Below are 24,167 nucleotides of genomic sequence, written 5' to 3' on the forward strand. Positions count from 1 at the left end.
AAACCGCTCTGATTCGACCCGGGTTCGACCCGAGCTGCTCGGAGCCAGCCAGAGGCAATCGCCATCTGCTTGGCCCCGAATCAGCCGAGGTCAGGACGGTGTCGAACCGGTGAGGACTCCTCTGGCGGCCCTCCGAGTCGTTCTCGGTCGAGCCGCGATGGGGACGCCTGCCTCTGATGCGGGGCCAAACATACGAAGGCCTCCAGGACGGCAATCCTGGAGGCTTCGCTTGGCACCGATTGGAGGTCGGTTCCGGACACCACCCGTGGTTTTAGCGGGCCTGAGTGGCGTCCACGTCCTTGCGAGACGACCCCACAGTGCCACACCACACCCACCAGGCAGACCCATCCCAACGACCCATTCACCCGAGCGAGCGACTGGGGCTTCACCGGCTGTCTCCGGCTGCGGCTGACCTGGTTCTGCTCGGAGACCTCACCGGCCGCTACGCGGCGGGAAGCTACAGCAGGCTCGGCTCCGACCGCCGGAGCGTGGTCCTGCGCGCGGACCGTCAGGGCGCGGCCGAGCACGGTCACCGCATCACTGCGGCCATCGCCTGCCATGTCGCCCGCGCCGGCGGCAGCGTCGACCAGCTCACGCAGCTCCTGCTGCACCCCGAGCACGAAGGCGGACGGCACACCCGGCACATCGCGCTGCGATCCGGGCAGTCGCGCGCCCTGGACTACATCCGCCGGGTGTGGGCCAGCGCCTCGGACGCAATCAGCACCACCATCGCACTGGGCTCCCGGCACGAGGCGTACGAGGTCCTCGCCGCACTGCGCGACCGGATCGAAACGACACCGTGGCGCGGGGAACGGGGCCGGACCGCGCTGCGGGTGCTGCGGGCGCACCTGAACTTCGCCGAGATCGCGGGCGGCCCCCTGCACCACGCCAGTGAGCGGCAGACCGCGGAGGAAGCCGGAGTCTCCCGCACGACACTGCGGGCCGTCTACGAGACGGTCCTGAAGCCGGGAGGCTGGCTTCGCCGCCTGCGAGCCGGTCGCGGCCAAGAGGGCTCCACCTGGTACCTGGGCGACGGCACCATCCCCGGACACGGCGACCACGCTCTGCTGTCTCGTTTCCGGTCCACTCAGTTCCCCCCCGACCCGGCACTTGAGGAGTGGACCACCCCTGAGACGGCCACGACGGCCGACATCGACTCCACCGCCCTCAGCCACCTGATGGGCCACGACGCCTTCGCCCACCACGCCCTCGGCAGTGCCGCTCTCCTGATCATCAGTGCCATGCACCTGCGCCCCGACCAGACCGTTGCCGAGCTCGTCGGTACTTCTCCGGTCTCCCGCGCCACCACCTACCGGACCCTGAAACGCCTCGCCGACCACGGTCTCGTCCAGCACACCGGAGGGACCTGGACCCTCGCGCCACGTGCTCTGGAGGGCTTCGGTATCCGGCTCCCGGACGACGCTGGCAACGGCCACACGCTGGCACAGGGCTGGGCCGACATCGCCGAGCAACACGGCACCTGGGGCATCGCGGCCCGGCGCAAGGCCCGGCACACGGCGGAACGAGCGGCATACCAGCAGGCACTGGACCGGTTTGCGGAGCACCGCAGCAGGGCCGTGGTGCTGGTCCGCGACGGTCGTCGGGTCCTGGTACCCCTGCCGCGCCCCGACGAGATCCCGCCCACGTGGCACGCCCCGGACGGGCGCGTCCTCGACCCGGTCACCGGCCGCCCGGCCGCCGACTGGCGGGTCGCCACCGACGGCCGCCTGATCCTCATCACCCCATCCGACCAGCGCAGTTACGACGAGCTGGCCGCTGCCCATGCCGAAGCCCTCAGCGAATGGGAGTCCGTCGCATGAACCCAAATCCCCCGGCCACGCCTGGCGCGAGCGAGGCGGTGACGCCCCAGGCCCTGCGTAAGCAGTACGAGTCCGGTGCCACGGTCGACGAACTCGTCACCACCAGCGGCCTGTCCTACGGCACCGTCCTCAATCGGCTGCACGACGCCGAGACCGTCATGCGCACCTCCTGGCAGACCCGCCGGATGCGGCAGAACCCACAAGCCCGACAACGACTCGCGGCCCACCTGCGCACCCTGTATGAGCAGCACGGCGCGACCCTCACCGAACTCGCCGCAGCGGCGGGAGAGACACGGCGCGGTGCCCGGCGCCTGCTGATCGAGGCCGGCGGCACCGTGCGCACCACCCAGCAGACCCTGAGGGTGCGCGCGGCAGCGCGGGCCGCCGAACGGTACAAGGTCGCGCTGTCCCTGCGGGCGCGGTACGAGGCCGGCACCACGGTCCCGGACCTCGCCAGGGAGCACAGCTACTCCGTCGCCACCGTCTACCGGCTCCTGCACCAAGCAGGAACCCGCATGCGGCCCCAGCACGACCACGGACCGGCCCGCGACACGAGGGAGCGGCCATGAGCCCCCACGTTCTCGCAGGTGTCCCCGGCGGCACCTGGCAGATCAAGCAGGCGGTCGTGCGCCATTCCGGCCGCGACAGGGCAGCACGGGCACCCCCTCGTCGACGCGCGCACCAAACAACATCCCTTCCCCTTCTCAGGAGATCAAGCACACGTGAACGAGAACACCCGTCACAAGACCCTGGCCGCGGCCACAGAACACGTCTGGGACACGTTCGTGATCGTCGTCGGCATGCTCAAGGGCGGCACCGGCAAGACCACCTCGGCCTGGTTCATCGCCCTCTACTACGCCGTCGTCCTCGGCCTGCCCACGTTGCTGCTGGACGCCGACGCCACCAGCCAGTCCGCCTACGACTGGTTCAAGGTCGCCCAGGCCGCCGGCTTCGAGATCCCCGCCAACCTGGTTGTCGAGCGGTACCCGTTCGACGACATCGCCGAGTACATCCGGGCCAAGCGCGCCGAGTTCGGCGCGATCGTGGTCGACGCCGGCGGCGGCAGCGCCCGCATCTTCCACGAGGCTGTTACCGAGGCGAACCTGCTGCTCGTGCCGGTCGCTCCCACCAAGATCGAGCGCCGCAAGCTCGTGGCCACCTTCGACGAGGCCGAGCGCGCCGCCGCCCGCAACGAGCACGGCGTCACCGCTCACGTCGTGATGGTCAGGGCCGACGACCGCACCAGCCTGCCCCGCAACGCCAAGGACAAGCTCCTCGACCCCGCCGAGGGTGAGGGCATCGGCCCGGACCGCGACGAGGCGTTCCCGCTCGCCGAGACCACCATCCATTCCTGGGTGCACTACATGGAGGCCTTCGGCGAGATCCCGACCGAGCTGAGCGAGTACGCCGAGCTGATGAAGGAGCTGACCGCAGCATGACCGAACGTATGAAGCCCCCGGCCCGCCGCACGGGCGGCCGTACCTTGGGCGGAACCAAGAAGACCACCCCTCCGCCTCCTCCCCCGACCGCCGAGCTCACCCCCGAGCAGTACGCCGCTGAACAGGCCACCCCCAAGGACCCAGGCCGTCCCACCACCGAACCGCCGAAAGGTGAGCCTGCTCCTTCCACCGTCCTCGACGAGGCCTCGAAGCAGGGCCGGATCGCAGCAGCGCCCGAAGAGACACAGACCTCCACCCAGCCGACCATCGAGGTGGTATCGAGCGGCAGCCCGGTGCGGGAGCCGGTCACCAGTCAGCCGGTGCGCACCGCCTTCGCCGCCCCCGAGGTGGGGATGGAAACCGCTGAGGAGCGGGTGGAGCGACAAGTGCAGCATGAGCCTCCGGCTGCCGAACCTACAGCTCCAGCGGTGCGGCCCGCGCAACCGACCGAACCCGCTGCGCGACACGGCCACTCCCCCATCACGTCCGCGGCTCCTGACAGGCCCACGGCCGCAGAGGTGGCAGTCCGTCCGGCAGCTTCTCCGGTCGCGGGCGGTACCGCGTTCCCGGTGCGGAACGATGGTCCGGGATCTCACCAGGAGCAGTACGTGCGACCGGAGGAAGCACCGAGCGAGGGAACGCCGTGGGCTCACGGCCCCGGCCGCCCGAAGGACATCCCCGCGACGGCCGTGATCCTCAACCAGCGCATCATCACGCGCGAGAGCCTCGACTCGTCCGTCCCCGCGGCGCTGAAGCTGAAGAAGCGGCTCAAGCGCTTCGCGCTGGACAACGAACTCGACCACCTGCCCATCGGCGACATCGTCTCCGTCGCGCTGGACGAATGGCTCACCACCCGCGGATTTTGACGCAGCGTGCATCGCCTGGGGTGGCCGCCCTCGTAGGGAGTGCGCGGCCACCCACACGCCCGACTATTCGACTAATCCAATAGGCGGCTAGCTATCCGTCTATCCGGACCAACCGGAGCAGCTCGTGCCCGACCTCGCCTATCAAGCCCGACGACTGCGTGAGCTGGCCGACGCCTTGGAAGCGCAGTCCCAGCCCGCCGACGACCCCTTCACGCCCCACCCGAACACGCTAGAGATCATCAGCAATCGCCGTACCCATCGCGGACAGCTCAACTACGCCGTTCCCGAAGTACTTCAGCTCCAAAAACGCATCCGCCGCTACAACGCCGACCACGACGTGCCCCACGGCGACATCGTCGCACTCGCCCTCGACACCTGGCTCCGTGCCAAGGGCTACCCACCCGACCTGACGTCGCCCAACGCCGAGGCCCGGTGATCCCTTGGGTGACCCAACTGCCGCGTCACGGGGCTCATTGCCCGTTATCGCCAGGGATCAGACAACACGGGCGCAGCTCGACCTCGTTCGCCTACGGGATGGTCCCGGTCACCCCGGCGGCAGTTCGAACCGCAGACGCATGGCCGTGCCGACGAGACGGTAGCCGGCGAGACCGGGGGCGCTGAACGGGTTGGGGAGAGGGGTGATGCGTCGGTGGGTGCCGTCGAGGACGTGGGAGACGTAGACGATGGTGTACGTCTCATCCGGGCGAAGGCGACTTGCTCGTTCTACTTCGGACTCGCCGAGTTCGAACTCGCCCCTGTCCCCGGTCGAGGCCTTTACCTCGTAAAGGAGGGTGCGATCCCCGTCGTAGATGAGGAAGTCGTAGCCGAGGCTGTCGTCGCCCGAGCCGTCGGCGAAGACGTATTGGCGTAGCCCGGACTTCCAGGATTCCTCGCGGGGGACGCCGTACTGCCGCTCCAACCAAGCGGCCACTGCCACCTCTCCTGCGAGTCCGACGGCCCTGTCCTTCTGCGGGTCCCGGGGGACGGCCCGGTATCCCCCGCCGCGACCGGCGACCGCGGAGGTGGTTCGTTGTCTCGGGAGTGCAGGTGCCGACGGTGTGCCGGGATGCGGGGAGGCGGCGAGTTGGTCGGGGGTGAGGTCGGCGGCGATCTGCCGTGCGAGATCACGCAGGTTGTCCGGGCCGATCGGGAGCGCGCGGCCGTTGAGGAGGAGCGATGGACCCGGGGTGGGCCGGAGAGGGGTGCTGCCGCTGGGTTGGACCGGTCTGAAGGGTGGGGGGTCGTTGAGGCCCAGGTCGGCCGCCCGGTCCGTGGCGGGCATGCCCTCGGGCCAGTGACCATGGGTCTGGAGCCAAGCGATCAGCGTACGGACGCCGATCGGCTCGAAGTCGAGCCGGCCCTCGGCGTCCATCGCCGACGCGACCTCAGTGGCCGACGGCAGCGAGGGACCTTCGTGGCCCTGACGGTTGAGCCATGCCTCCATCCTTGCGCGCAGGCGGGGAAGGAGCGTGTGGACGGTGTCGACGCACCCCTCGTGGACCTCGGCCACCGGACGCGGCGAGTGCTGCCGGGCTGGCGCCGGAGGCAGGTGGGTGGCGGCCCATGCCTCGGCCTGGGCGTCGAGCAGGTCGGTGGTGAGATCCCAGTGGGCGAGTCCCCACTGGGGGTCCGGCTCCAGTCCGGGGAACGAGCGGAGCCGTACGTACTCTGTGAGGGGGCTGCCCGCCTTGTGGGTCGTCACGTACGCGTCACGAACTCTGTCGGCCAGTCGGGCCCGGTTCTGCTGCAACCAGGCATGGAACTGCCTTTGGTGGGTCTCCGAGTTGTCGACCGTCGGCAGGCCCAGTGCCTGCCAGGCCCTGTTGGCCTCGACCAGGGGCACACCCAGGGCGGATAGCTTCCGCTGCCAGTCATTCTCGTCCACGAGCGCTAGCAGGTGGTCGGCGCGGTCGAGATCGAGTCGCGCCACGAGCCAGTCGTGGAGTTCTTCGCGGTCGTGCAGGTCCTCCTGTCCGCGCCGCAGTTCGTCGGCGAGGTCGGGGGCGACGCAGGCGAGCAGGGGGACGAGACGGGCGCTGCCGGAGCGGATAGAGGCACGGTCGGCGAGGACGGCCTCCAGCCGCTGCGGTGAGATGCCGACCACGGCGGCGATGTCCGAGTCGATGACGTCCGTGACGGAACGGTCACGGCGCTCCAGTTCGATGAGTGCCAGCCGTACCGACGTGGCCAGATACGGGGCGCCGATCAGGGTACTCAGGGCGGTGGAGGCGGTCTGGAGCACGTGCCAGTCGGAGGACGGCTGCGCGCACACGACAACGAGGCAGGGTTCCTCCGGATCGTCGTGCAGGAGGGAGCGGTCGGCGCCGGGGCCTTCGAGGGTGTGTCCGGCTATGTGTGTGACGGTGGTGCGGGCGGACACGGCACCGCAGGTCTCCAGCCGTCGTCGTACATGGGGTGCGGTGGGTGCGTCGGGGCGGGAAGACCGGTCATCGTCGAATTCCACCAGCGCGGCCAGGAGGGTGTGCAGCCAGGGTCCGGCCAGGGTGAGCAGCGGAGTGCGAGGTGCGTCGTCGATCGGCAGCAGATCCACGCGGATGTCGATCTCCGCCTCGCTCGTCCCGCGGACCGGGTGGCGTCCCTGTGCCACCAAGTGGGCGTGAACACGTCGGCCCAGAGCCCGGTCGTCGACGGGGAGGACAGGCACAGGCACCTGGTCGAGCAGTCTGCGGTTCTGAGTTCCCGCCACATCGGGCACGTAGACCGGTTCGGCCTCGCATTCGGCCGGGAGGACGTCCAGCATCCCGGCCCTACTCACGAGGAGTTCGGGCAGGTACCCGGCGTGCCAGCCTGGGCCGGTCTGGTGCGGGGGCAGCAGATCGGCCCAGGCCTGTTCGTAGGCCCTGCCCAGAAGGTGTCCGAGGCGACCCTGCCTAAGCCGGGGCATGCGGCGCAGCAGGGTGGGCAGGTGGCGCAGCCGGTCACCGGCGGTCTCCGGGCCGTCCCAGCGGCGTACTCCGAGCAGGCGCAGGCGCCTGAGGACGCGGTCCGACTGTCGTCTGCGCAGCGCAGCGGAGGCAACGGTGAGGAAGGCGGGCGGTGCCTCCGCCGCGGCCCACCACCACGCCAGGCCGGCCGTGGTGAAATCGGGGGCGTCCTCGTCGTCGCCCGTCTGGGGAATCCACGGCACTCGGCTCAGGAAGGCTGCCAGCGGGGTGGGCCACGGTGTGCCCTGCCGGTCCGAGCCGCCCGCGAAACGCAACTCAAGGGCGTCGGCAGGCCAGGTGTCCAGACCGTGGACGATCAGCTCGGCGTAGAGTCGGCGGCTCTCCTCGTCGAATGCGGCGTACTCTCGCTGGCCGGGGAGCATGGCCACTCTCTTGCGGGTCGGGCGGTACTCGACAGTCAGGTAGAGGTCGTCGCGGCGCTTGGGCCAGCGCTCGGCGGTCGACCGCCATTGGGCCCGCTCGTCCTGGCTCAGGCTCAGTGCCCACAGTCCGGGAAAGACGGAGGGGTGGTTGAGATACTGACCCTTCACCGCCTGTGACGTTGCCACGTAGGTCGGTAGCAGGCCGTGGCGGACACCCTGCTGTTCGAGGAAGCGCCGCAGGGTCTGTGCGTCGGTTCGGGTGCCGGCGCAGACGCCCTCAGCAGGACGGACAACCCGGTCGGTGGCGGCGACCAGAGCACGGGAAACTCCCTCGGTACGGTCGAGAAAGCGGGTCAGCGTCCGGTCGATCCCGCTGTGTCCTCCTGTCCAGCCGTCGCCGAACATGGCCTCCGTCGCGGGCACCCAGCCCTTGCGGCCCGGCACCAGCAACCCTTTGATCACAGGCCCCTTGCCGTGCCCATCCAGGGAGGACGCCCACAGAGCGCAGGCGAACAGAAGGTGCTCGCGCAGGGCCTCGTCGTCCTCACGGTCCTTGCGCATGGCTTCGCCCAGCACGTCCAGGAGGGCTTGCGGACTGTAGTCGCGTACCAGCCCCTGTTCCTCCAGCCAGGTGCGGCCGCGGGAGCGCCGGCTCGTCCTCCGTCCCATCCAGGCGATCTCCGCGTGGACGAAGGAGATGCTGTTCGCGAGTCCAGGCGAAAGATCGGGCAGCGCTGCGGACGGACCGTCCGAGCGGCGGAAGAACAGCCCGGGATCGCCAGCCGGAGCCAGCTTCCCATCGGTCGTGAGGACGATCTTCCTGCCCTTCAGCTCCTCGCCGGTGCGGGCGAAGCAGACCGAGAGGTCGTGGTAATAGTCCGCCCACTTCCCCGCATCGAACTCCCTCTGGGCGAGGGCCGATGCGACGCTCTCCGCCCAGCGGGCGAGCACGGAGGCAGGCGGGAGGAGCCCCAGTCCACGCGCCGTACCCAGCGCAACCAGCCGCTCGGCGCGCAGGGGGTGGAGCTGAGGGTCGATCACCTGCCGCACCCCGGCGGCGGCCACGGCCTGCGGTGTGAACACGCGGGCCTGGTCGAGGCCGTGCCACAGGTAGCCATGGCGGTACGAGGTGCGGGCCCCCGTGGGGTGCAATACCGGCATGAACGGGAGGTCGTCGAACTCACGGTCCTGTGCCTTGAAGGCCAGCTCCAGGCGCCGAGCCTGGTCGTGCTCCCAGCACATCAGGTCGACCAGAGCACCTGCGGGCAGGGCGACGTGTCCCTCGTCGACCAGCACGGCCGCCTGTGCGCAGGCCTCGGCCACGGTGTCGAGCAGCAGGTCGTTCCACTGCGTGGACTCCGCCATGGTGCGTCGGCTCACGTCCGTGTGGAAAGGAGCGTTGAGGAACCCGCGCACCGGGCAGGTCGGCTGTGCCCCCATGGGCAGGAAGGTATAGAGCCTGCCGCGCTCCAGCGGCTCGCCCGCGGGCACTGCCACGCTGACCACAGCCGAGTCACCCAGCGCCTGCCAGCCGTCCGTCAGCGGTCCTGATTCGCGGCCTACGGCAATGGCCTCGTGCGCGCGTTCACGGTGCACGGCGGCCGTCACCATGATCAGGCGCATGCGGCGGCGCAGGGTGATCTGCTGGATCTTCAGGCCGGGAGCGGTGAAGAGGAAGTCTACCTTGCGTGTGTAGACGCTGGGGCGCCCCCGGCCACCAACCCGGTGTGTCACGGTCACTTTGCCAAGACGGTCCAGGAAGAGTTCGAACGGCGCCCCGTCATCTGTCAGTTCACGCAGCTGGCGTGATGCTTCTTGCCTCGCGTCGGCGTTCCGGAGCGGGAGTCGGACCACGGTCACCAGCCCCCGTCTGCGGAAGGACACCACCGCGGCCGGGACATCGTCCACCGGCACCGGGACCTTCAACGACGAGAGATTCGCGCGCAGTTGGCCAGCGGCCTCCGGGCGGCCGGGCGCGGCCTGGTCCGCCAGCCATTCGAAGTCGTCATCCCGGGCAAAGCGGAAACAGAACCCGTCGAAGGCCTTGGAGGTGGATCCCACGACGCTGTACAACTCGGGGGCGGAGCTGAGTTGCAGGACGCTCTTGAATCCGACGCCCTTGTGGCCGATGCCCTCGTCAGGGCGCTTACTCGACAGGCCAATGCTGCACAGCGCCTCGAAGTTCTTGTACCCGAGGGGCCTGCCGCCGTTCGCCACGTACAGAACGCCGTGCTCGCCCTCGTCCTCATCGAGCACGATCTCGACGCGACCCCCGCCGTCCCGGGCGGGGTGCGCGTCATGTGCGTTCTGGAGCAGTTCGACGAGCACGCGCCCCTTGTACTCGGGCGAGAGCATCCGCTCGGTGATCTCCTTGATTTCGAGAGCGGCACGACGTCCGCGCTTCAGGTCGGCGAGACATCCCTCGGCCTCCATCACCGCCGTCGCTATAACCCGCTTACGCCTGGCCGAGCCGCCGGAGCCCGTGGACCGCCTCGCTCGCCTCTGTCCGTCGGTCACCGTTCCCCCTGGGTCCTCCTGTAGTACTGATCCCGACGATAGGGGTGACGACTGACATTCGGATGCACAACCCGAGGCACCGTGGTCGGCGAGGGCTCATCACTCCGTCGACCGGTACGGACCGCCCTCGAAGACCTTCTCCTCCGCCCGATCGGCAAAGGCATCGTTCCATCCGCAAACACGTCCCGCCGAGCACTCGAATCGCCTCCCACTACGTCTACTACGTGTAGAGGTAAGAGCGCCTTCTATCGCCTATGCGGTCTTGGCGACGTCTCCGAAGTGCCCCGGCGAGGGCCCAGTCTCACGAGAGGCTGGAGGCAGGTCACCCGGCATATGGGGTGCGATGACCGACTCATGGGTGTATATGGGTTGAATCCCTGCTGACGCGTTGTAAGGGGCGCGGTGGTTGGGTGCGGGCACTGGGGCGACTGGGCTGCCAGTCCGGACTGGTGAGGAACAGGAGCACGTGTGCACGTCGTGACCACCAAAGTGTGGGCCCAGCAGATCGTCTTCGGTCGCAATGTGGTGCGCCAACTACTGGTGCCCTCGGGCACTTTGGATGTGGTGGAGGCAGCCACCGGGCTGGAGGTAGCCAGCGTCCAGGGCAGGTGGCCTGCGATACGAGCCGGGGGTGGGGAGCCTGTGCAGCTGACGGCTGTCATACCCACCGTCAGAACGGGCGGGCGGGTGGGGTGGATTGGCGACACGGTACTTCGCTCGCCGCAGACGGTACTGGCCTCGTTTGTTGATGGCATCGGGTTCCGCGACCACGCCGAACCGCACGCCCTGCGACGTCCCCAGATCGGTGCCCTGCACTCGGTGATCGGCTACTGGGCCTCCGGGGTGACGGCTCCGGGAATCGTGGTGATGCCCACCGGAACGGGCAAAACGGAGACGATGCTCGCACTGCTTGTGGCCGCCCGTCCTGAGCGTCTGCTGGTGCTGGTGCCGACTGCGGCGCTGCGTGATCAAATTGCGGCGAAGTTCGAGTCACTCGGCATCCTGCACACGCACCAGATTGTCACTCCGAGCGTGATGCGCCCCGTGGTGGGAAAACTCCAGCACGGCTTCCACGACGCCTCCAACGCTGCAGCGTTCGCCTCGGCCTGCAACGTGGTGGTCGCAACCCCGCATGCACTTCAGGCCTGCGAGCCGGGGGCTCGCAACGCCCTGCTGGCCGCGTTCAGTCACCTGGTGGTCGATGAGGCCCACCACGCACCGGCGCCCAGCTGGTCACGCATTGTCGACGCCTTCGCCGATCGGCGTGTCCTGCTGTTCACCGCCACCCCGTTCAGAGAGGACGGGCGGCCCGTGCCCGGGCGGACGATCTTTCGGTTCCCGCTACGGGAGGCCCAACGGGACGGGTACTTCACCCCCATCAACTACCGGGCCGTGCTAAGTCTGGAGGACACTGACCGAGAGCTCTCGAAGCTGGCGGTAGGACAGCTGCGCGAGGACCGGGCTGCGGGGCTGGATCACATCGTGATGGTGAGGGCGAGAAGCATCGCGCGGGCCAAGGAACTCGGCGAGCTCTATCAGGCACTCGCGCCGGACCTGAATCCGACGGTTCTGCACGAGAGGGTGGCGGCCAGAGCGCGGCGTGCGGCGTTGGCCGCTCTGGCAGATCGGTCGTGCCGGATCGTGGTCTGCGTCGACATGCTCGGTGAGGGCTTCGACTTGCCGGCCCTGAAGATCGCCGCACTGCACGACGTGAAGAAGAGCCTGAGCCCGATGATCCAGTTTATTGGGCGGTTCACCCGGTCCACTTCCGCGGGCTCGACGATCGGAACGGCCTCGGTGTTCGTAGCCCGTGATCCGTCGGTGGCGCTGTCGCCGCTGCGTGAACTGCTGCGCGAGGATGCTGACTGGGACACGATCCTGCATGACATCACCGAACGGGCCACGGCGAGCGTGGAGGAGATCAGCGGCTTCGAGGCGTCCTTCACCGATGCCCCGGAAGAGGTGTCGGTCGCGGTGCTGGAACCCAAGATGAGCGCCATCGCTCACAGAGCTCCTGGCCATGCTTGGACTCCCGAACGGGCGTTGGAGGTCTACGGCGACGATCGGGTCCTGGACAGCACCATCGCGGTCAACACGGCTTCCACCGTTGCCTGGTTCGTGGTGGAGAACCGCAGCGAAGTGCGCTGGGGAGCCCCTCAGGCCCTGGAGCAGGTCACCTACGAGCTGATCGTCATGTACTTCAGCCGTGACCGAGGCCTGCTCTACATCCATGGCTCGAACAACACCGGCGACTACCGGGAACTCGCCCAAGCCGTCCTGGGCATGGACTCCCGACCGGTCACCGGAATGCCGACCTTCAGGGTGCTGGGTCACATGGAGCGCCTGATCCCCACCAACGTGGGCCTGCTGGATTCACGGGACCACTTCAACCGGTTCTCCATGCATGTGGGTAGCGACGTCTACGAGGCGCTGACCACCGCCGACCGGCAGGGCAAGAGCCAGACCCACATTGCCGCCTCCGGATTCCGCAACGGGGAGAAGACCACCATCAGCGCCGCCTTGTCGGGACGGTTCTGGTCGATGCAGACCGCCCCCAACCTCAAAGCCTGGACCGACTGGTGTGACGAGCAGGGGGCCAAGCTCACCGACTCCAGCATCGACCTGGCCACCGTCATGGACGGGTTCATCTTCCCTGAGGACCTCACCGAACGCCCGGAGGGTGTACTCATCGCGGCCGAATGGCCCTGGCCGCTGTTCACCGGCAACGGACCCGGCCCGCAGATCTCCCACGCCGGCACCGCCTACTCCGCCATCGACGTCGCTCTGGAAGTGGCAGACCACTCCCCTACCGGCCCCTTCCGGATCCGTCTGACCACTCCTGCCTGGCAGATCGCCTACGGTGCCGACTTCACCGACACCGGTCTGACCTACGCCCCCGACGAGTTGGACGGGCATGTCCGCTCCGGAATCCACGAGTATTCGCTTGAGGAATGGATCAATCGGAACAAGCCCACCCTGTTCCTGGCGGGCGACAAGATGATCACCGCCGAGGACCGGCTACTCGCCCCTCGCAAAGATCTCGATCCCTTCGACCGCAGCCGATTGACCGTCCTGAGCTGGGCCGGGGTGGACATCCAGAAGGAGTCTCAGACCGCCACGCGCGAACCTGACTCCATCCAGGCCTATATATCCGCCCACCTGCAGCAGTCGCAGGAGTTCGACGTCCTCATCGACGACGACCGCGCTCGCGAGGCAGCCGACCTGGTTGGAATGAAGATCGACGGTGACGAACTCGTCGTCACCCTGGTCCACTGCAAGTACTCCTCCGAACCAACCCCTGGCGGCCGGGTGGCCGACCTGTATGAACTGTGCGGCCAGGCCGTCCGTGGCGCGAAGTGGCGGCAGAACCACCTGGGCCCCCTCCTGAACCATCTGGACCGACGCGCCAGAAGCTTCCGGGCCCGCACCGGCGTCTCGCCCTTCGAGGTCGGCAGTATCGAGGAGCTCTACCGGATCCGTGAACTCGCCCCGCAGTTGCGTCCTCGCGTCCACACCGTGCTCGCCCAGCCCGGGCTGTCCGCATCTGCGTGCACCGCGGAACACCTGCGGCTACTGGCCGGCGCCGAGACGTACGTCCACGCCCTCACCCGGGGCACGTTCACCGTGTACTGCAGCACCTGAACGCATTCGACGAGCCGACACCCGTGCCGCATCCGCACCAGCGTGACCGGGACTGGCCCGTACGCCTGCACATCAACAACGTCGGCGGCGACACCGCCTACCACATAGAGCCCGGCGGCCACACGATCCTCGGATTGTCACCTCGTACCATCAGTGGCAGATTTACCGGATTCTTCCTGGGCGATGTGATTGACGAGTTGCCCCGGTTCTACATCGAGCCCTGCAGCGATGTCCAAGAGCGTCAGAACGCTGGGACTACGCTGTCCGTGCTCGATATAGATGAGGCCGCGGAAGCTCAGCCCGCTGCGTTCTGCGAGATCTTCCAGGCTGTATTCCCGCTCCTCTCTGAGGCGACGGATCTGCATACCCAGAGACAGGAGTCGTGGGTCCGGTGACGGTTCACGTGCTGGCACACAGCGACTCGACCGTCACACCTTTGCATGCACCATGAACAGCTGTGCATAACTACTGGTTGTAGCGGACAGCATCGCCCTGGCGGGCGGAGACAAGCCGACGCGCACGTCGCCAAGCCAGTGAGAAGGGGGCGGCGACAGGTCCAGCACGCAACTCCGTTTTTCAGGGCAGGCACATGAGCCAACCAATCGAGCCGTTCGATCGCTGGCACAAGAAATATCCAAAACCAGAGCGCGGTGACGTACCGTGCCGATGTGGCGCACCACGGCAGCCTCTGTACCCGTCTGCGGATCACGGCCGAGGGCATCGCTGGCAGGCCCGGTACACCGACTGCTCAGGAAAAGAGAAACGACCAGCGTTTGCCACCTGGCAGGAAGCCCGCGACTGCCTGGACAAGGTGCTCACGGAAGCCGAAAGGAAGACATCGCGCGTCAGCAATCCAGGCAGCCTGCAAGTTGCATACTTCGCAACCGAGATGATGAACAGGAGGCGCAAGCGGAAGAAGAATGCCAACACCTGCGACACCTACGAAAGCCATCTCCGCAACCACATCCTGCCTTTCGCCGGCCACCGCACCGCAGACAGCCTGCGCCGCCCCGATTCCATGGCCTTCGTCGACTACCTCCTCGACAAGCAAGGCATCGACTCGGCCTGTACCGTCGTCCAGATCTTCAAGACCTGGCGCATCCTCGTGCATTACATGCTGGACGAGGACGTCCCGCTCCCTCCCAACATCGTGGCGCGGATCGAACTCCCGGACGTTATCCCCCGCATCAAGGTCGCACTGTCTCCTGGGCAGGTCGCCGCGGTCGCAGGGGCGATGCGGAAGGTCGCGCCGCGCTATGAGGTCCTGATCTGGCTCGGGGCCTGCGCCGGGCTGCGCCAGGGCGAGGCCTTTGGGCTGAAGCGAAGTCAGGTGGCCTGGCAACACGACCTGCTTCACATTGAAGAGCAACGACAGCGAGGCAGGGCCGTCCGCCTCAAGACCAAGGCCAGTTACGCGACCTTGCCGGTGGATCGCTTCCTGATCGAGCGGCTGATGCATCACATGTCACGGTTCTCCGAGCCGGAGCCCGTCTCGCCAGGCGCCGAACGCCGCCGCCGGGCACGCGGCTACGTCGAGCCGCCGGACGAGGGCCTGATCGTCACGAACCGTTATGGCCGGCCCGTACTGATCAGCGACTTCCATCAGAAATGGCGAAAGGCAGTGAAGCAAGCCGGGCTTCCGGACAGGACCCGCTTCCACGACCTCAAGCACTTCTACACCAGCACGCTCGGCGGCTCCGGCAGGCACGATCCGAAGACCGTGCAGGCACTCTCCCGGCACGCCAAGTTCTCCGAGACCTGGGACACTTACGCCCACCCGCCCCTCGCCGTCGAGGAGGTCACGGTCACCGTATTCGGAACCGTGTTCTCACACATCGACACACCGGCAGGCGCACTACGGAATGGGGCAACACTTGCAGCACGGGCCTCGGACACGTCTTTCCCAAAACCTTTCCGGCGTGGGCAACTCCGAGCTTGACAGCATGCCGAAAGGGAGCGGTATGGAGATGTGGCTCAGACAACTCCGGTGATCTTGAATGCAGCCCAGAACAGCGGGTTTTCGGCGACCTGTTGGTCAAGGTGGCTTCGCCAATCCGGAAGCATCGCGTCGATTGCTGATTCGGCGGCGCACACCGGACCTGCCTCCGAGGACACTCGCCACCGGTGTTCACGTAGGTAGCGGATGGTGTCGCCGTAAGCGGTGTGGGAGTCCGCGCCGACGCCGAGGTATGCGTGAAGCACAGCGGAGAACACGACACCTTGCAGGTCAGTGATGTCCCACAGAGTGGAGATCACCGCTCTTGCGCCGCGGGCAAGAAACGCGGACTCGATGCTGCGCAGAGTCTGCACAGTACGACCGGTGCCTTCGTGCGTGCCCGTTCTGCAAGCGTTCAGGATGACCAGGTCGACACTGGAGAAGGCCCCGTCTGCGAGGACCCCGCTGGAAGTGAGCATGGCCGTCCCCAGTGAACCGCCGTGCAGAGCGAGTCCTGCAGCCCAGCGATTCGGATGTGTGAGGCCGTGTGCCGCGACGTGGACGATCCGGGCCATGGGCATCATGTACAGAGCGCGGTCCGGGGTCGCCTCCTCCTGCATGAGAACTTCCACGCTGTCGTGGAGACCGGCGATCACGTCGGCTTCGCACAGTGGCCCGCTGATCAGCTCGATGCCGGGGAGGTGACCACCGCCGTGTGCCACCACCAACACCTCGATCACGGCCCCATGCCGCTGGGAACTCTCGATGGCGGACACGAGTCGAGCCGTAGGGGCGTAGACCACCTGCTCGAAAGCATCGGTCAAGCTTGAGGTGCGAGCGCTGTCAAGCGGAGCTGCGTGGAGAGGCAGTAGCTCCAGCGGAGCCGTGGGGCTGAGCACCAACCGACGGACTTCATGGGGCGAAACGGTCTCGACGACGGCTTGTGCCAGCCCACCGCACTCGGCGACCAACTGCTCCAGGTAGTCGTGCCACGCACGTCGAGGGTGATCCGGTGCTTGTCGTGTCCATTCATCAACCGCGCCGGCCAGGGGTCCGAAGGGGAATTCCTCGCACGTGACCAGATCGAAGTGCGAGTGGCCCGCACGGCTCCGGCACACCGCAAGCTGAAGTGTTCCGTACCGGTTGATGAGGTGGACGAACGCCCTTTGTTCATCCATCAAGGGCTTGCCGGAACGGCCGCTCGACCTCGCCTTGCCGTTCCCTCGCCCCGTGGCCGCCCGAAGGAGTTCCAGAGTGCGCTGCCTGCCCTCGACAGCGGCCTTCAACTCCGCGCCCACCTCCAATGAGCTTTCCCCGTCGAGCAGGTCGGCGGCATGCCGAGCACGTACCCAGGCGAGGTGGCGTGCGGATGTCATGAAAGATTCGTACTCAGCGCCGTCGGACTCCAGGGCGAGCTCGTCATGAATGTCCTCGCCCTTCGCCGTTTCGCACGTCTGGAAGGCGACCTCGGCGCCCTGATCGTGGCCCTCAAGGGCGATCCTCTGCCTTATCGTCTGCGTCTCGTCCCCGACCAGCCGGCGGAGCGCCGCGATCGCGGCTTCCTTGGCCCGGGCGCGCACCTCTTCCGGCAGACCGAGCCGGATGCTGGCCACGGCCCTGAGCTCACCGTCGCCGACAAGCCGGACGATGCTGAGGCGGGCGTAACCAACGGTCGCAAGATGCAGCAGTTCCCAAGCGTGCTCCACCCAAGAGAGGGAGTAGGTGTACGGAGCCCGGAACGGAGGGTCGGGGTCGGCCGGAAGCGTGGGGAACTCGAACCACAGCCTCAGACCGTCACCGTAGTCCTCGACTCCGATGCCATACCGTGTTGGCGGCTCCATCAACTCCCGCACGGCCGCCATATGCGTGTCCGTCTCCAATGTGGCCAGCCAGACGGGGTGAGGGCCTGCCTGTCTGTGGAGGAAGCGGGTTCCGCACGTAATGATTTCCTCGGAAATCCAGTCGGGCACCGAGGAGTTCCGGGCGACGGCATCCGGTTGCCACAACAAAGCGTCATCTGGACTCAGTTCGGCTCGATGCATGCCCCGGCCTGCCCGAAGGCACTCCTCTCCGTACCGTTCATCCTCTGTCGTGGGCACGATCAGCTTGAGCTCATGTGCTGTGAGGAGAGATAACAGCTGACCCATCTGGGCATCCCACGCGTCGAGGTCTTTGCGTAAACCCGTCAAGAGTTCTGGTGAGAGGTCCCTGACGCGATGCAGGGTGTCTTCCAGATCGACACGGTGGTGCCAGCGCTTCAGGACCTCCGTGAGGTCCGGCCTGTCTGCCAGCCCCGGCCTTGTGCTCAGAAAACCATCAGGGAGGGTGATCTTCATCAAGCCTCTGGTGATGAGGGACTGCGCGCACGCCTTTGCCATTCCGGTGGCGGATTCGTGCAGGAGATCCGGGGGCAGGAAGGCGAAGGGATCTTCAGCGTTGTCCAGGACGGTGTCGACAAGCCGGTCGTCCTCAAGGCACCAGACCGCCGTGAGTGCGTCGCGGACCTTCTCCGGCGAGTGTGTCGACAGCTGGCGTCCCGCCCACAACTCGATCAGCACTGCATGGAGTCCGCCCACGTCCCACCACCGTTCCCACGGCACGCCATCACTGCGAACCGTGTGCAGGACAGGCATGACGAGGTCACAGGCCACCACCGATCCGGGTACCTCTGGGAGGACGAGGCCAGCCGATCGGAGCCGATCACCGATGGTCTGCGGAGATCTGCATCCGATGTCATCCGCGGCAATGCGGGTCAGCACGGCGGCAAGAGCCAGTTGGTCATCCGCGACCCACGAGGGGAACATGCGGGAACGGGCTGTCTCGGGTCTGAGTTTGTGGCAGACCCTCGCTGCGAGGCCGTCGGCCCATGTGGTGCGCATGCGAAGCAGATGGTCCCGCATCAGTCGTCCCGGTCTCCCCGACAGTGAGCAATCGCCACGCCAGTATGTCTGGGGTACCCCCAAGTCATCGCGGGTTCAGGGGACATCAGGCCATCAGGTCGCGAGGATCCTGCACCCGCAGTTCGGAAGGGCATAAGACGATGCCGCACGCGCCCACCACGGTCACCCAGGTCGTGATCGTTCTCCTTTTGGTACTCCCCGGCGTGACCTACCAGTTCGTCCGCGAACGCGCCCGTGGTCTGGTCCCGGGCCACAGAGACCTCGGAGAGCGCATGCTCCGAGCCGTGACCGCGGGTATCGCTCTCGACACCCTTTACGTCCTGCTCGGCGGCCCGTGGTTGGTGCACCTCGTCTACGACCGTCGCCGGGGTTGGCTGACCGGCGCGGCCGACAACCCTCGCATCGCCGCGCTGACAGCGACAACCCTGTTGATCGTGGTGCCGGCCGCTGCCGCCGGGCTCACCTCGTGGCTGGGCTCGCGAGGAAGCCGGTCCACCTACGACCCGATCCCCACATCATGGGACAAGGTCTTCCAGCGTCGGAGCCATTGTCTGGTACGTGCCCGTCTGAAGAGCGGTCACTGGGTGGGTGGGTATTACGGGGAGAAGTCCTATACCTCCGGCTACCCGGAAGCCGCAGACCTGTATCTGCAGACCACATGGGCCGTGTCCGGCGCCGGATCGTTCGAACGTCCGCTGCCGCATTCCGGCGGGATCTATATTCGGATGAATGATGTGGAGTTCCTCGACTTCGTCGAGGTACCTCCTGGGGCCGAAGAGGGAGACACGGCAGGTGACCGAGACACGACCGCAGTTGGACCCCAACGGGAAGAGGGGGTACCGGCCCGTCGGCAGCCGACCCGAGCCGACGCAGGCTCCGCCGACGCCGCCTCCGGTCGCTGAGCCGGACACCGGCGCCGACACCGGCACCACCGCCGACGAAGAGTGACGCGAGGCGTCCACCCTGCGGAACGGTCACACCTTCACCCCAGCCCGTATCAGGGTTCGCCCGCGTCACCCGAGCTGAGTGACATGCCCTTCCCGCAGGGCGTGGGCTAGCTTGGCAGGGGCTACCTGCCCCGGTTCGACCGTGCTGAAAGTGAGGCCTCAGGTGCACATCGCCCCCCTCGGTCCCGACGATCCCGCCGAGCTGGGCGGATACGAACTGCTCGGCCGGATCGGGCAGGGCGGCATGGGCCAGGTGTACCTGGGCGAGTCGCCCGGCGGGGAACCGGCCGCCGTGAAGGTGATCAAGCCGTCCGTGGTCGACTCCGAGACGCGGACCAGGTTCGCGCAGGAAGTGGAGATCCTCAAGACGATCTGGGGTGCCAGGATCGCCGCCCTCCTGGACGCCGACCCGGAGGCGGAGCGGCCGTGGCTGGCGACCGAGTACGTCGAGGGTCTCGATCTGAGCCGCCACGTGGCCGCGCACGGTCCGCTGCCCGCGCTGCTGACGGCTGCGCTGGGCGCGACCCTGGCCGAGGCCCTGGCCACGGTGCACCGGCAGGGTCTGCTGCACCGTGATCTTAAGCCGGCCAATGTGCTCCTCGGGCCGAACGGACCGAAGGTAATCGACTTCGGGCTCGCGGTGTTCGCGGAGTCCAGTGTGTCGCTGACCGCGCCACACACGGTCGTCGGCACACCCTCCTGCATGCCGCCCGAGCAGGCGAACGGCGAGAAGCCCCTGACACCTGCGGTCGACGTGTACGCACTGGGCGCGGTCCTGCTGTTCGCCGCCGCGGGCCATCCGCCCTACCGGGCCGACAACATCAACCTCCTGTTCCACCACGTCGTCGACCCCGCATTCGCGCCGGATCTGTCCGGAGCCCCGGACGAGCTCGTGCCGCTGCTCACCGCCATGCTGGCCCACCGCCCACAGGACCGACCGGATCTCGCCGAGGTCGTACGGCGCTGCCGCGCGCTGATCGAGGCACACGGACTGAAGGTCGCCCAGGCACGCCGCAGGCTCACCACGTACACGGCCGCTCCGACCCACGTCCTGGACGACCTCCTCGCCGTCGGCCGCGCGTCCGGGCTGGGGGTGCACACGGGGCCTGGGACGGCCGGGACTCTCTCCACGGCCGAGCCAGCCGAGCAGGAACGGGAGGTGACGGGTCCCAGGTCGGCCCGGCAACAGCAGGACAGCGTCCCGGCCAGCCCCGAGGTGCCATCGGACCCAGTTCAGGCGGGCCCGGAGGTGCCGCCGGACCTCGTCCAGGCGGACCCGGAGATGCCGCCTGACCCCGCCCCCGTCGGCCCGGACGCGCCACCGGTGCCCGCTCCGGCGGAGCAGCCCGCCGATCCCCGTCTTCTGTTCCGCCGTGTCGACGTGCCTCCGGAGCCGTCTATCGACCCCCGTGCCGCCTCCGCGTCGACCACCTTTGAGCCGTCCCGGGCCGGGGCCGCCGCCGGTCCGGGCAAGGACCCGGCCTCCGGGAAATCCGCCGGTCCGTTGTCCCCGCGCCGCGCGCCGGGGCGCGGCGGCCCGGACCGCCCTTCCCTGCGGAGTTCGGCGCAGGCCCGGATCACCGCTCGGCGGCTGCGCGAGGCGTATGCGGCCAGTACACCCTTCTGACCCGTACGCCCCGCATACCCGCGATAATGGGCGGGCCCTCACGAGGGCCCGCCCACACACGCACGATCGAATCGCCTCAGGAGGCCACGGGTGACCGCCGTCAAGACCAGCGCGGACCAGACCGGCGCCACGAGCGGCCGGGACCAGTACCCGGCGGGTGCCCTAGTGGTCGTGAGGGACGAGGAGTGGCTGGTCAAGAGCTCGATGCCGACATCGGACGACGGTACGCGCATAGAGGTCGTCGGGGTCTCGGAGTTCGTGCGTGACCAGGAGGCCGTGTTCTTCTCCGGCCTGGACCGTATTGAACTGCTCGACCCGGGCGCGACCACGCTTGTACGGGACGACTCCCCGAACTACCGCCGCTCCCGGCTGTTCCTGGAGGCCGTGCTGCGCCGCACCGCGCTGCCCCAGTCGGAACAGCGCCTGGCGCTCGCCGACTCGTTCCTCATGGACCCGCTGCCCTACCAGCGGCGCCCCGCCCAGCTGGCCCTGTCCGGTGCCAATCTGCGCCCGCGGCTGCTGATCGCGGACGTGGTGGGCCTCGGCAAGACCCTGGAGATCGGCCTGACCCTGGCCGAGCTGATCCGCCGCGGCCGGGGCGAGCGGATCCTGGTGGTCACCCCGCAGCATGTGCTGGAGCAGTTCCAGCACGAGCTGTGGACGCGGTTCGCGATCCCGCTGGTGCGGCTGGACTCAGTGGGCATCGAGCGCATCCAGCGGGAGATCCCGGCCGGCCGCAACCCGTTCACCTCGTTCAAGCGGGTCATCGTCTCCATCGACACGCTCAAGAACACCGACCAGTACCAGCACCATCTGGAGCAGATCCGCTGGGACGCGGTCGTCATCGACGAGTCGCACAACCTGATCAACCGCGGTTCACTGCGCAATCAGCTCGCGCGCACGCTCGCCCCCCGCACGGACGCCCTGATCCTCGCCTCCGCGACCCCGCACAACGGCGACGCGAAGTCCTTCGCCGAACTGATCCGGCTGCTGGACCCGGTGGCGATCCGCGACCCGGAGAACTACCGCGCTGCCGACATCGAGCACCTGTTCATCCGGCGGACGAAGATCAGCCCCGAGGTCCGCGAGCAGATGAAGGGCCAGTGGGCGGACCGGGGTCCCTCCCGCTCGGTTTACTGTCCGGCCACCCCCGCCGAGGAGAAGATCTTCGAGGAGCTGGCCGCGGTCTGGCTGCCCGTTGACGGCGGCGCCTCGATCAGCGCCGTCCCCCTCTTCCCCTACACACTGCTGAAGTCGTTCCTGTCCTCCCACGCCGCGCTGCGGGCCACGGTCTCCGCGCGGATCAGGACGCTGGAGAAGAAGGAGGACCGGCGCGGCACCGAGGCCGAACTCGCCGCCCTGTACCGGCTGTCGGAACTGGCCGCCGGTCTCGGCGAGACGGACTCCGCGAAGTTCGCCGCCCTGGTCCGGCAGCTGCGCGAGGAGATCGGGGTGGGACCCGGTTCCGAGGCGCGGGTCGTCGTGTTCTCGGAGCGGGTCCAGACCCTGGAGTGGCTGGCCGGGGTGCTGCCCGCCGCCCTCGGGTTCCGGGGCCGCGCGGCCCTCGACTGCGTCCGCGTCATGCATGGCGGGCTCTCGGACGAGCAGCAGATGGCCCGCGTCGAGGAGTTCGGCCTTGCCGACACGCCCGTCCGGGTCCTGCTCACCGGTGACGTGGCCTCCGAGGGCGTCAACCTGCACCGGCAGTGCCACCAGCTCATGCACTACGACGTGCCCTGGTCGCTGATCCGGATCGAGCAGCGCAACGGCCGTATCGACCGGTACGGGCAGGCTCACCCGCCGGAGTTCCGGGCGCTGATCCTGACCAGCGAGGTGGCGGGCGCCAAGGACGACACGGTGGTCGCCGAGCGGCTGCTGGAACGCGAGGACCAGGCGCACCGCTCGCTGGGCACGGCGGAGGCGGTGACCGGCCTGTACCGGGCGGAGGCGGAGGAGCGGTCCCTCATCCAGGACCTGCTGAGCGGCAGGACCGTCGACGAGTCCCTGGACACACACCGCTCCGCAGCCGACGGCCAGGACGCCGGTCTTGAGGACTTCCTCGCGGACTTCTTCGGCTCGGTGGACGCGACCGCGGGAACGTCCGGGGCTCCGGGCGCCGACGAGCACGCCGCGCCGACTCCGGCCGGAGCGCTGCCGTCGGCCGGCGCCGACGACGCGAGCCCGGTACTCCCCCGGCTCTTCGACTCCACCGCCCACTTCATGGACGAAGCGCTACGGGAGGTGTACCCGGACGCTCGCGACCGGCTGGACCTGGACCGCGACCAGCAGTCCGGGCTGCTCTCATTCCGCCCGCCGGCTGAACTCGTCCACCGCCTCAAGGCGCTCCCCTCGGACTATCTGCGCGAGCAGCGCCTGCGGGAGCGGCTGCTGGTGACCTTCAACCGCCGCCTCGCCGAGCACTCACTGCAACGCGCCCGCCAGTCGTCCACGTCGAGCTGGCCCGAGATCTCCCTGCTCACGGACCTGCACCCGGTCGTCGACTGGCTCACCGACAAGGTCCTCGTTGGACTCGGCCGCCAGGAGGCGCCGATGATCACGTCGAACGTGGCGGAGCCGGTCTACCTGGTCCAGGGCGTGTACTCCAACAAGCTGGGCCGACCCACCGTCGTGAAGTGGATGGGCGTGACCTGGCGGCAGTTCGTCGTTGTGGCGGAGGACGGGAAGAAGAACTACTTCTGGGAGGGACTGGCCGTCGACGACATGGTCTCCCTGCTGCGCCGCGCCGGCGTCGGCCCGGCCATGGCGAACAAGCGGGGCTACCGCGATCCCGAGCCCCTGCGCGCCGCCCTCCCCCGGGTGCTGGGGACGGCCGAGGCGTTCCTCAACGCCCACCGCGACGCCTGGGACGAACCGCTGCGCCGCCCTGTCGAGGAGTACAAGCTGCGGCTCGGCGCCTGGGAGCAGCCCACGCTGGACGGGGAACGCACCCGCGAACGCCTCGCCGATCTCGCCGACTCCCTGCTGACGACGGGCAGGCCCCTGCTGCGGGTCCTCGCGGTGCTGGTACCGGACTCCGAACCCGCCGGCGACCGCGGGAAAGGCAACGAAGCCCCGCCCGTCTCGCTCGCGACGTCGCCGTCCGTCTTCCGCTACGTGCCCTCGAACGCCACTCTGTGACCCCGGT

At 68.1% G+C, this 24,167-nt stretch carries 13 protein-coding genes; 10 read left to right on the forward strand and 3 right to left on the reverse strand.

From position 1 onward, the window contains the following. Window positions 1-488: 488 nt before the first annotated feature. From ACZ56V_RS05220 to ACZ56V_RS05240, 5 genes are all read left to right on the forward strand, one after another. Window positions 489-1,820, forward strand: a complete 1,332-nt coding sequence (locus ACZ56V_RS05220; RefSeq protein ID WP_468939432.1) for a helix-turn-helix domain-containing protein — start codon at window positions 489-491, stop codon at window positions 1,818-1,820. After that, window positions 1,817-2,389: a helix-turn-helix domain-containing protein gene (locus ACZ56V_RS05225; protein WP_468939435.1), complete on the forward strand. Its 573-nt coding sequence runs from the start codon at window positions 1,817-1,819 to the stop codon at window positions 2,387-2,389. The genes ACZ56V_RS05220 and ACZ56V_RS05225 overlap by 4 nt, the downstream gene beginning before the upstream one ends. Before the next feature lie 153 nt (window positions 2,390-2,542). Beyond that, window positions 2,543-3,259, forward strand: coding sequence for a ParA family protein (locus tag ACZ56V_RS05230; protein WP_468939438.1), 717 nt, complete (start codon window positions 2,543-2,545; stop codon window positions 3,257-3,259). Next, complete coding sequence (locus ACZ56V_RS05235; protein WP_387687976.1) at window positions 3,256-4,125, forward strand: hypothetical protein; 870 nt, start codon at window positions 3,256-3,258, stop codon at window positions 4,123-4,125. The genes ACZ56V_RS05230 and ACZ56V_RS05235 overlap by 4 nt, the downstream gene beginning before the upstream one ends. Window positions 4,126-4,249: 124 nt before the next feature. After that, window positions 4,250-4,561: a hypothetical protein gene (locus ACZ56V_RS05240; protein WP_387687978.1), complete on the forward strand. Its 312-nt coding sequence runs from the start codon at window positions 4,250-4,252 to the stop codon at window positions 4,559-4,561. 108 nt (window positions 4,562-4,669) lie between these two features. On the opposite strand, the gene ACZ56V_RS05245 is transcribed toward ACZ56V_RS05240, so the two are convergent. After that, complete coding sequence (locus ACZ56V_RS05245; protein WP_468940429.1) at window positions 4,670-9,886, reverse strand: sacsin N-terminal ATP-binding-like domain-containing protein; 5,217 nt, start codon at window positions 9,884-9,886, stop codon at window positions 4,670-4,672. Between the two features lie 552 nt (window positions 9,887-10,438). On the opposite strand from ACZ56V_RS05245, the gene ACZ56V_RS05250 reads away from it, so the two are divergent. Then, window positions 10,439-13,612: a DEAD/DEAH box helicase gene (locus ACZ56V_RS05250; protein WP_468939442.1), complete on the forward strand. Its 3,174-nt coding sequence runs from the start codon at window positions 10,439-10,441 to the stop codon at window positions 13,610-13,612. A 137-nt stretch (window positions 13,613-13,749) separates the two neighbouring features. Here ACZ56V_RS05250 and ACZ56V_RS05255 read toward each other — a convergent pair whose 3' ends face one another. Continuing rightward, window positions 13,750-13,977 (reverse strand): helix-turn-helix domain-containing protein, encoded by a 228-nt coding sequence (locus tag ACZ56V_RS05255; protein WP_387687980.1) that lies wholly within the window; start codon window positions 13,975-13,977, stop codon window positions 13,750-13,752. A 224-nt stretch (window positions 13,978-14,201) separates the two neighbouring features. Between ACZ56V_RS05255 and ACZ56V_RS05260 the strand changes: the two genes are divergently transcribed. Beyond that, window positions 14,202-15,551: a tyrosine-type recombinase/integrase gene (locus ACZ56V_RS05260; protein ID WP_468939446.1), complete on the forward strand. Its 1,350-nt coding sequence runs from the start codon at window positions 14,202-14,204 to the stop codon at window positions 15,549-15,551. A gap of 35 nt (window positions 15,552-15,586) precedes the next feature. Here the strand turns inward: ACZ56V_RS05260 and ACZ56V_RS05265 are convergent, their stop codons facing one another. After that, window positions 15,587-18,427, reverse strand: coding sequence for a CHAT domain-containing protein (locus tag ACZ56V_RS05265; RefSeq protein WP_468939448.1), 2,841 nt, complete (start codon window positions 18,425-18,427; stop codon window positions 15,587-15,589). 161 nt (window positions 18,428-18,588) lie between these two features. On the opposite strand from ACZ56V_RS05265, the gene ACZ56V_RS05270 reads away from it, so the two are divergent. The 3 genes from ACZ56V_RS05270 (at window position 18,589) to ACZ56V_RS05280 (ending at window position 24,160) form a co-directional block, all read left to right on the forward strand. Then, on the forward strand, window positions 18,589-19,350 hold the full coding sequence (locus ACZ56V_RS05270; protein WP_468939450.1) for a DUF6338 family protein: 762 nt from the start codon (window positions 18,589-18,591) through the stop codon (window positions 19,348-19,350). A gap of 208 nt (window positions 19,351-19,558) precedes the next feature. After that, a complete protein-coding gene (locus tag ACZ56V_RS05275; protein WP_468939453.1) occupies window positions 19,559-21,022 on the forward strand; it encodes a serine/threonine-protein kinase in 1,464 nt (487 codons plus the stop codon). A 90-nt stretch (window positions 21,023-21,112) separates the two neighbouring features. Continuing rightward, on the forward strand, window positions 21,113-24,160 hold the full coding sequence (locus ACZ56V_RS05280; protein ID WP_468939456.1) for an SNF2-related protein: 3,048 nt from the start codon (window positions 21,113-21,115) through the stop codon (window positions 24,158-24,160). The last annotated feature ends 7 nt before the right edge of the window (window positions 24,161-24,167 follow it).

The sequence above is a fragment of the Streptomyces sp. NPDC034099 genome, assembly GCF_055575415.1.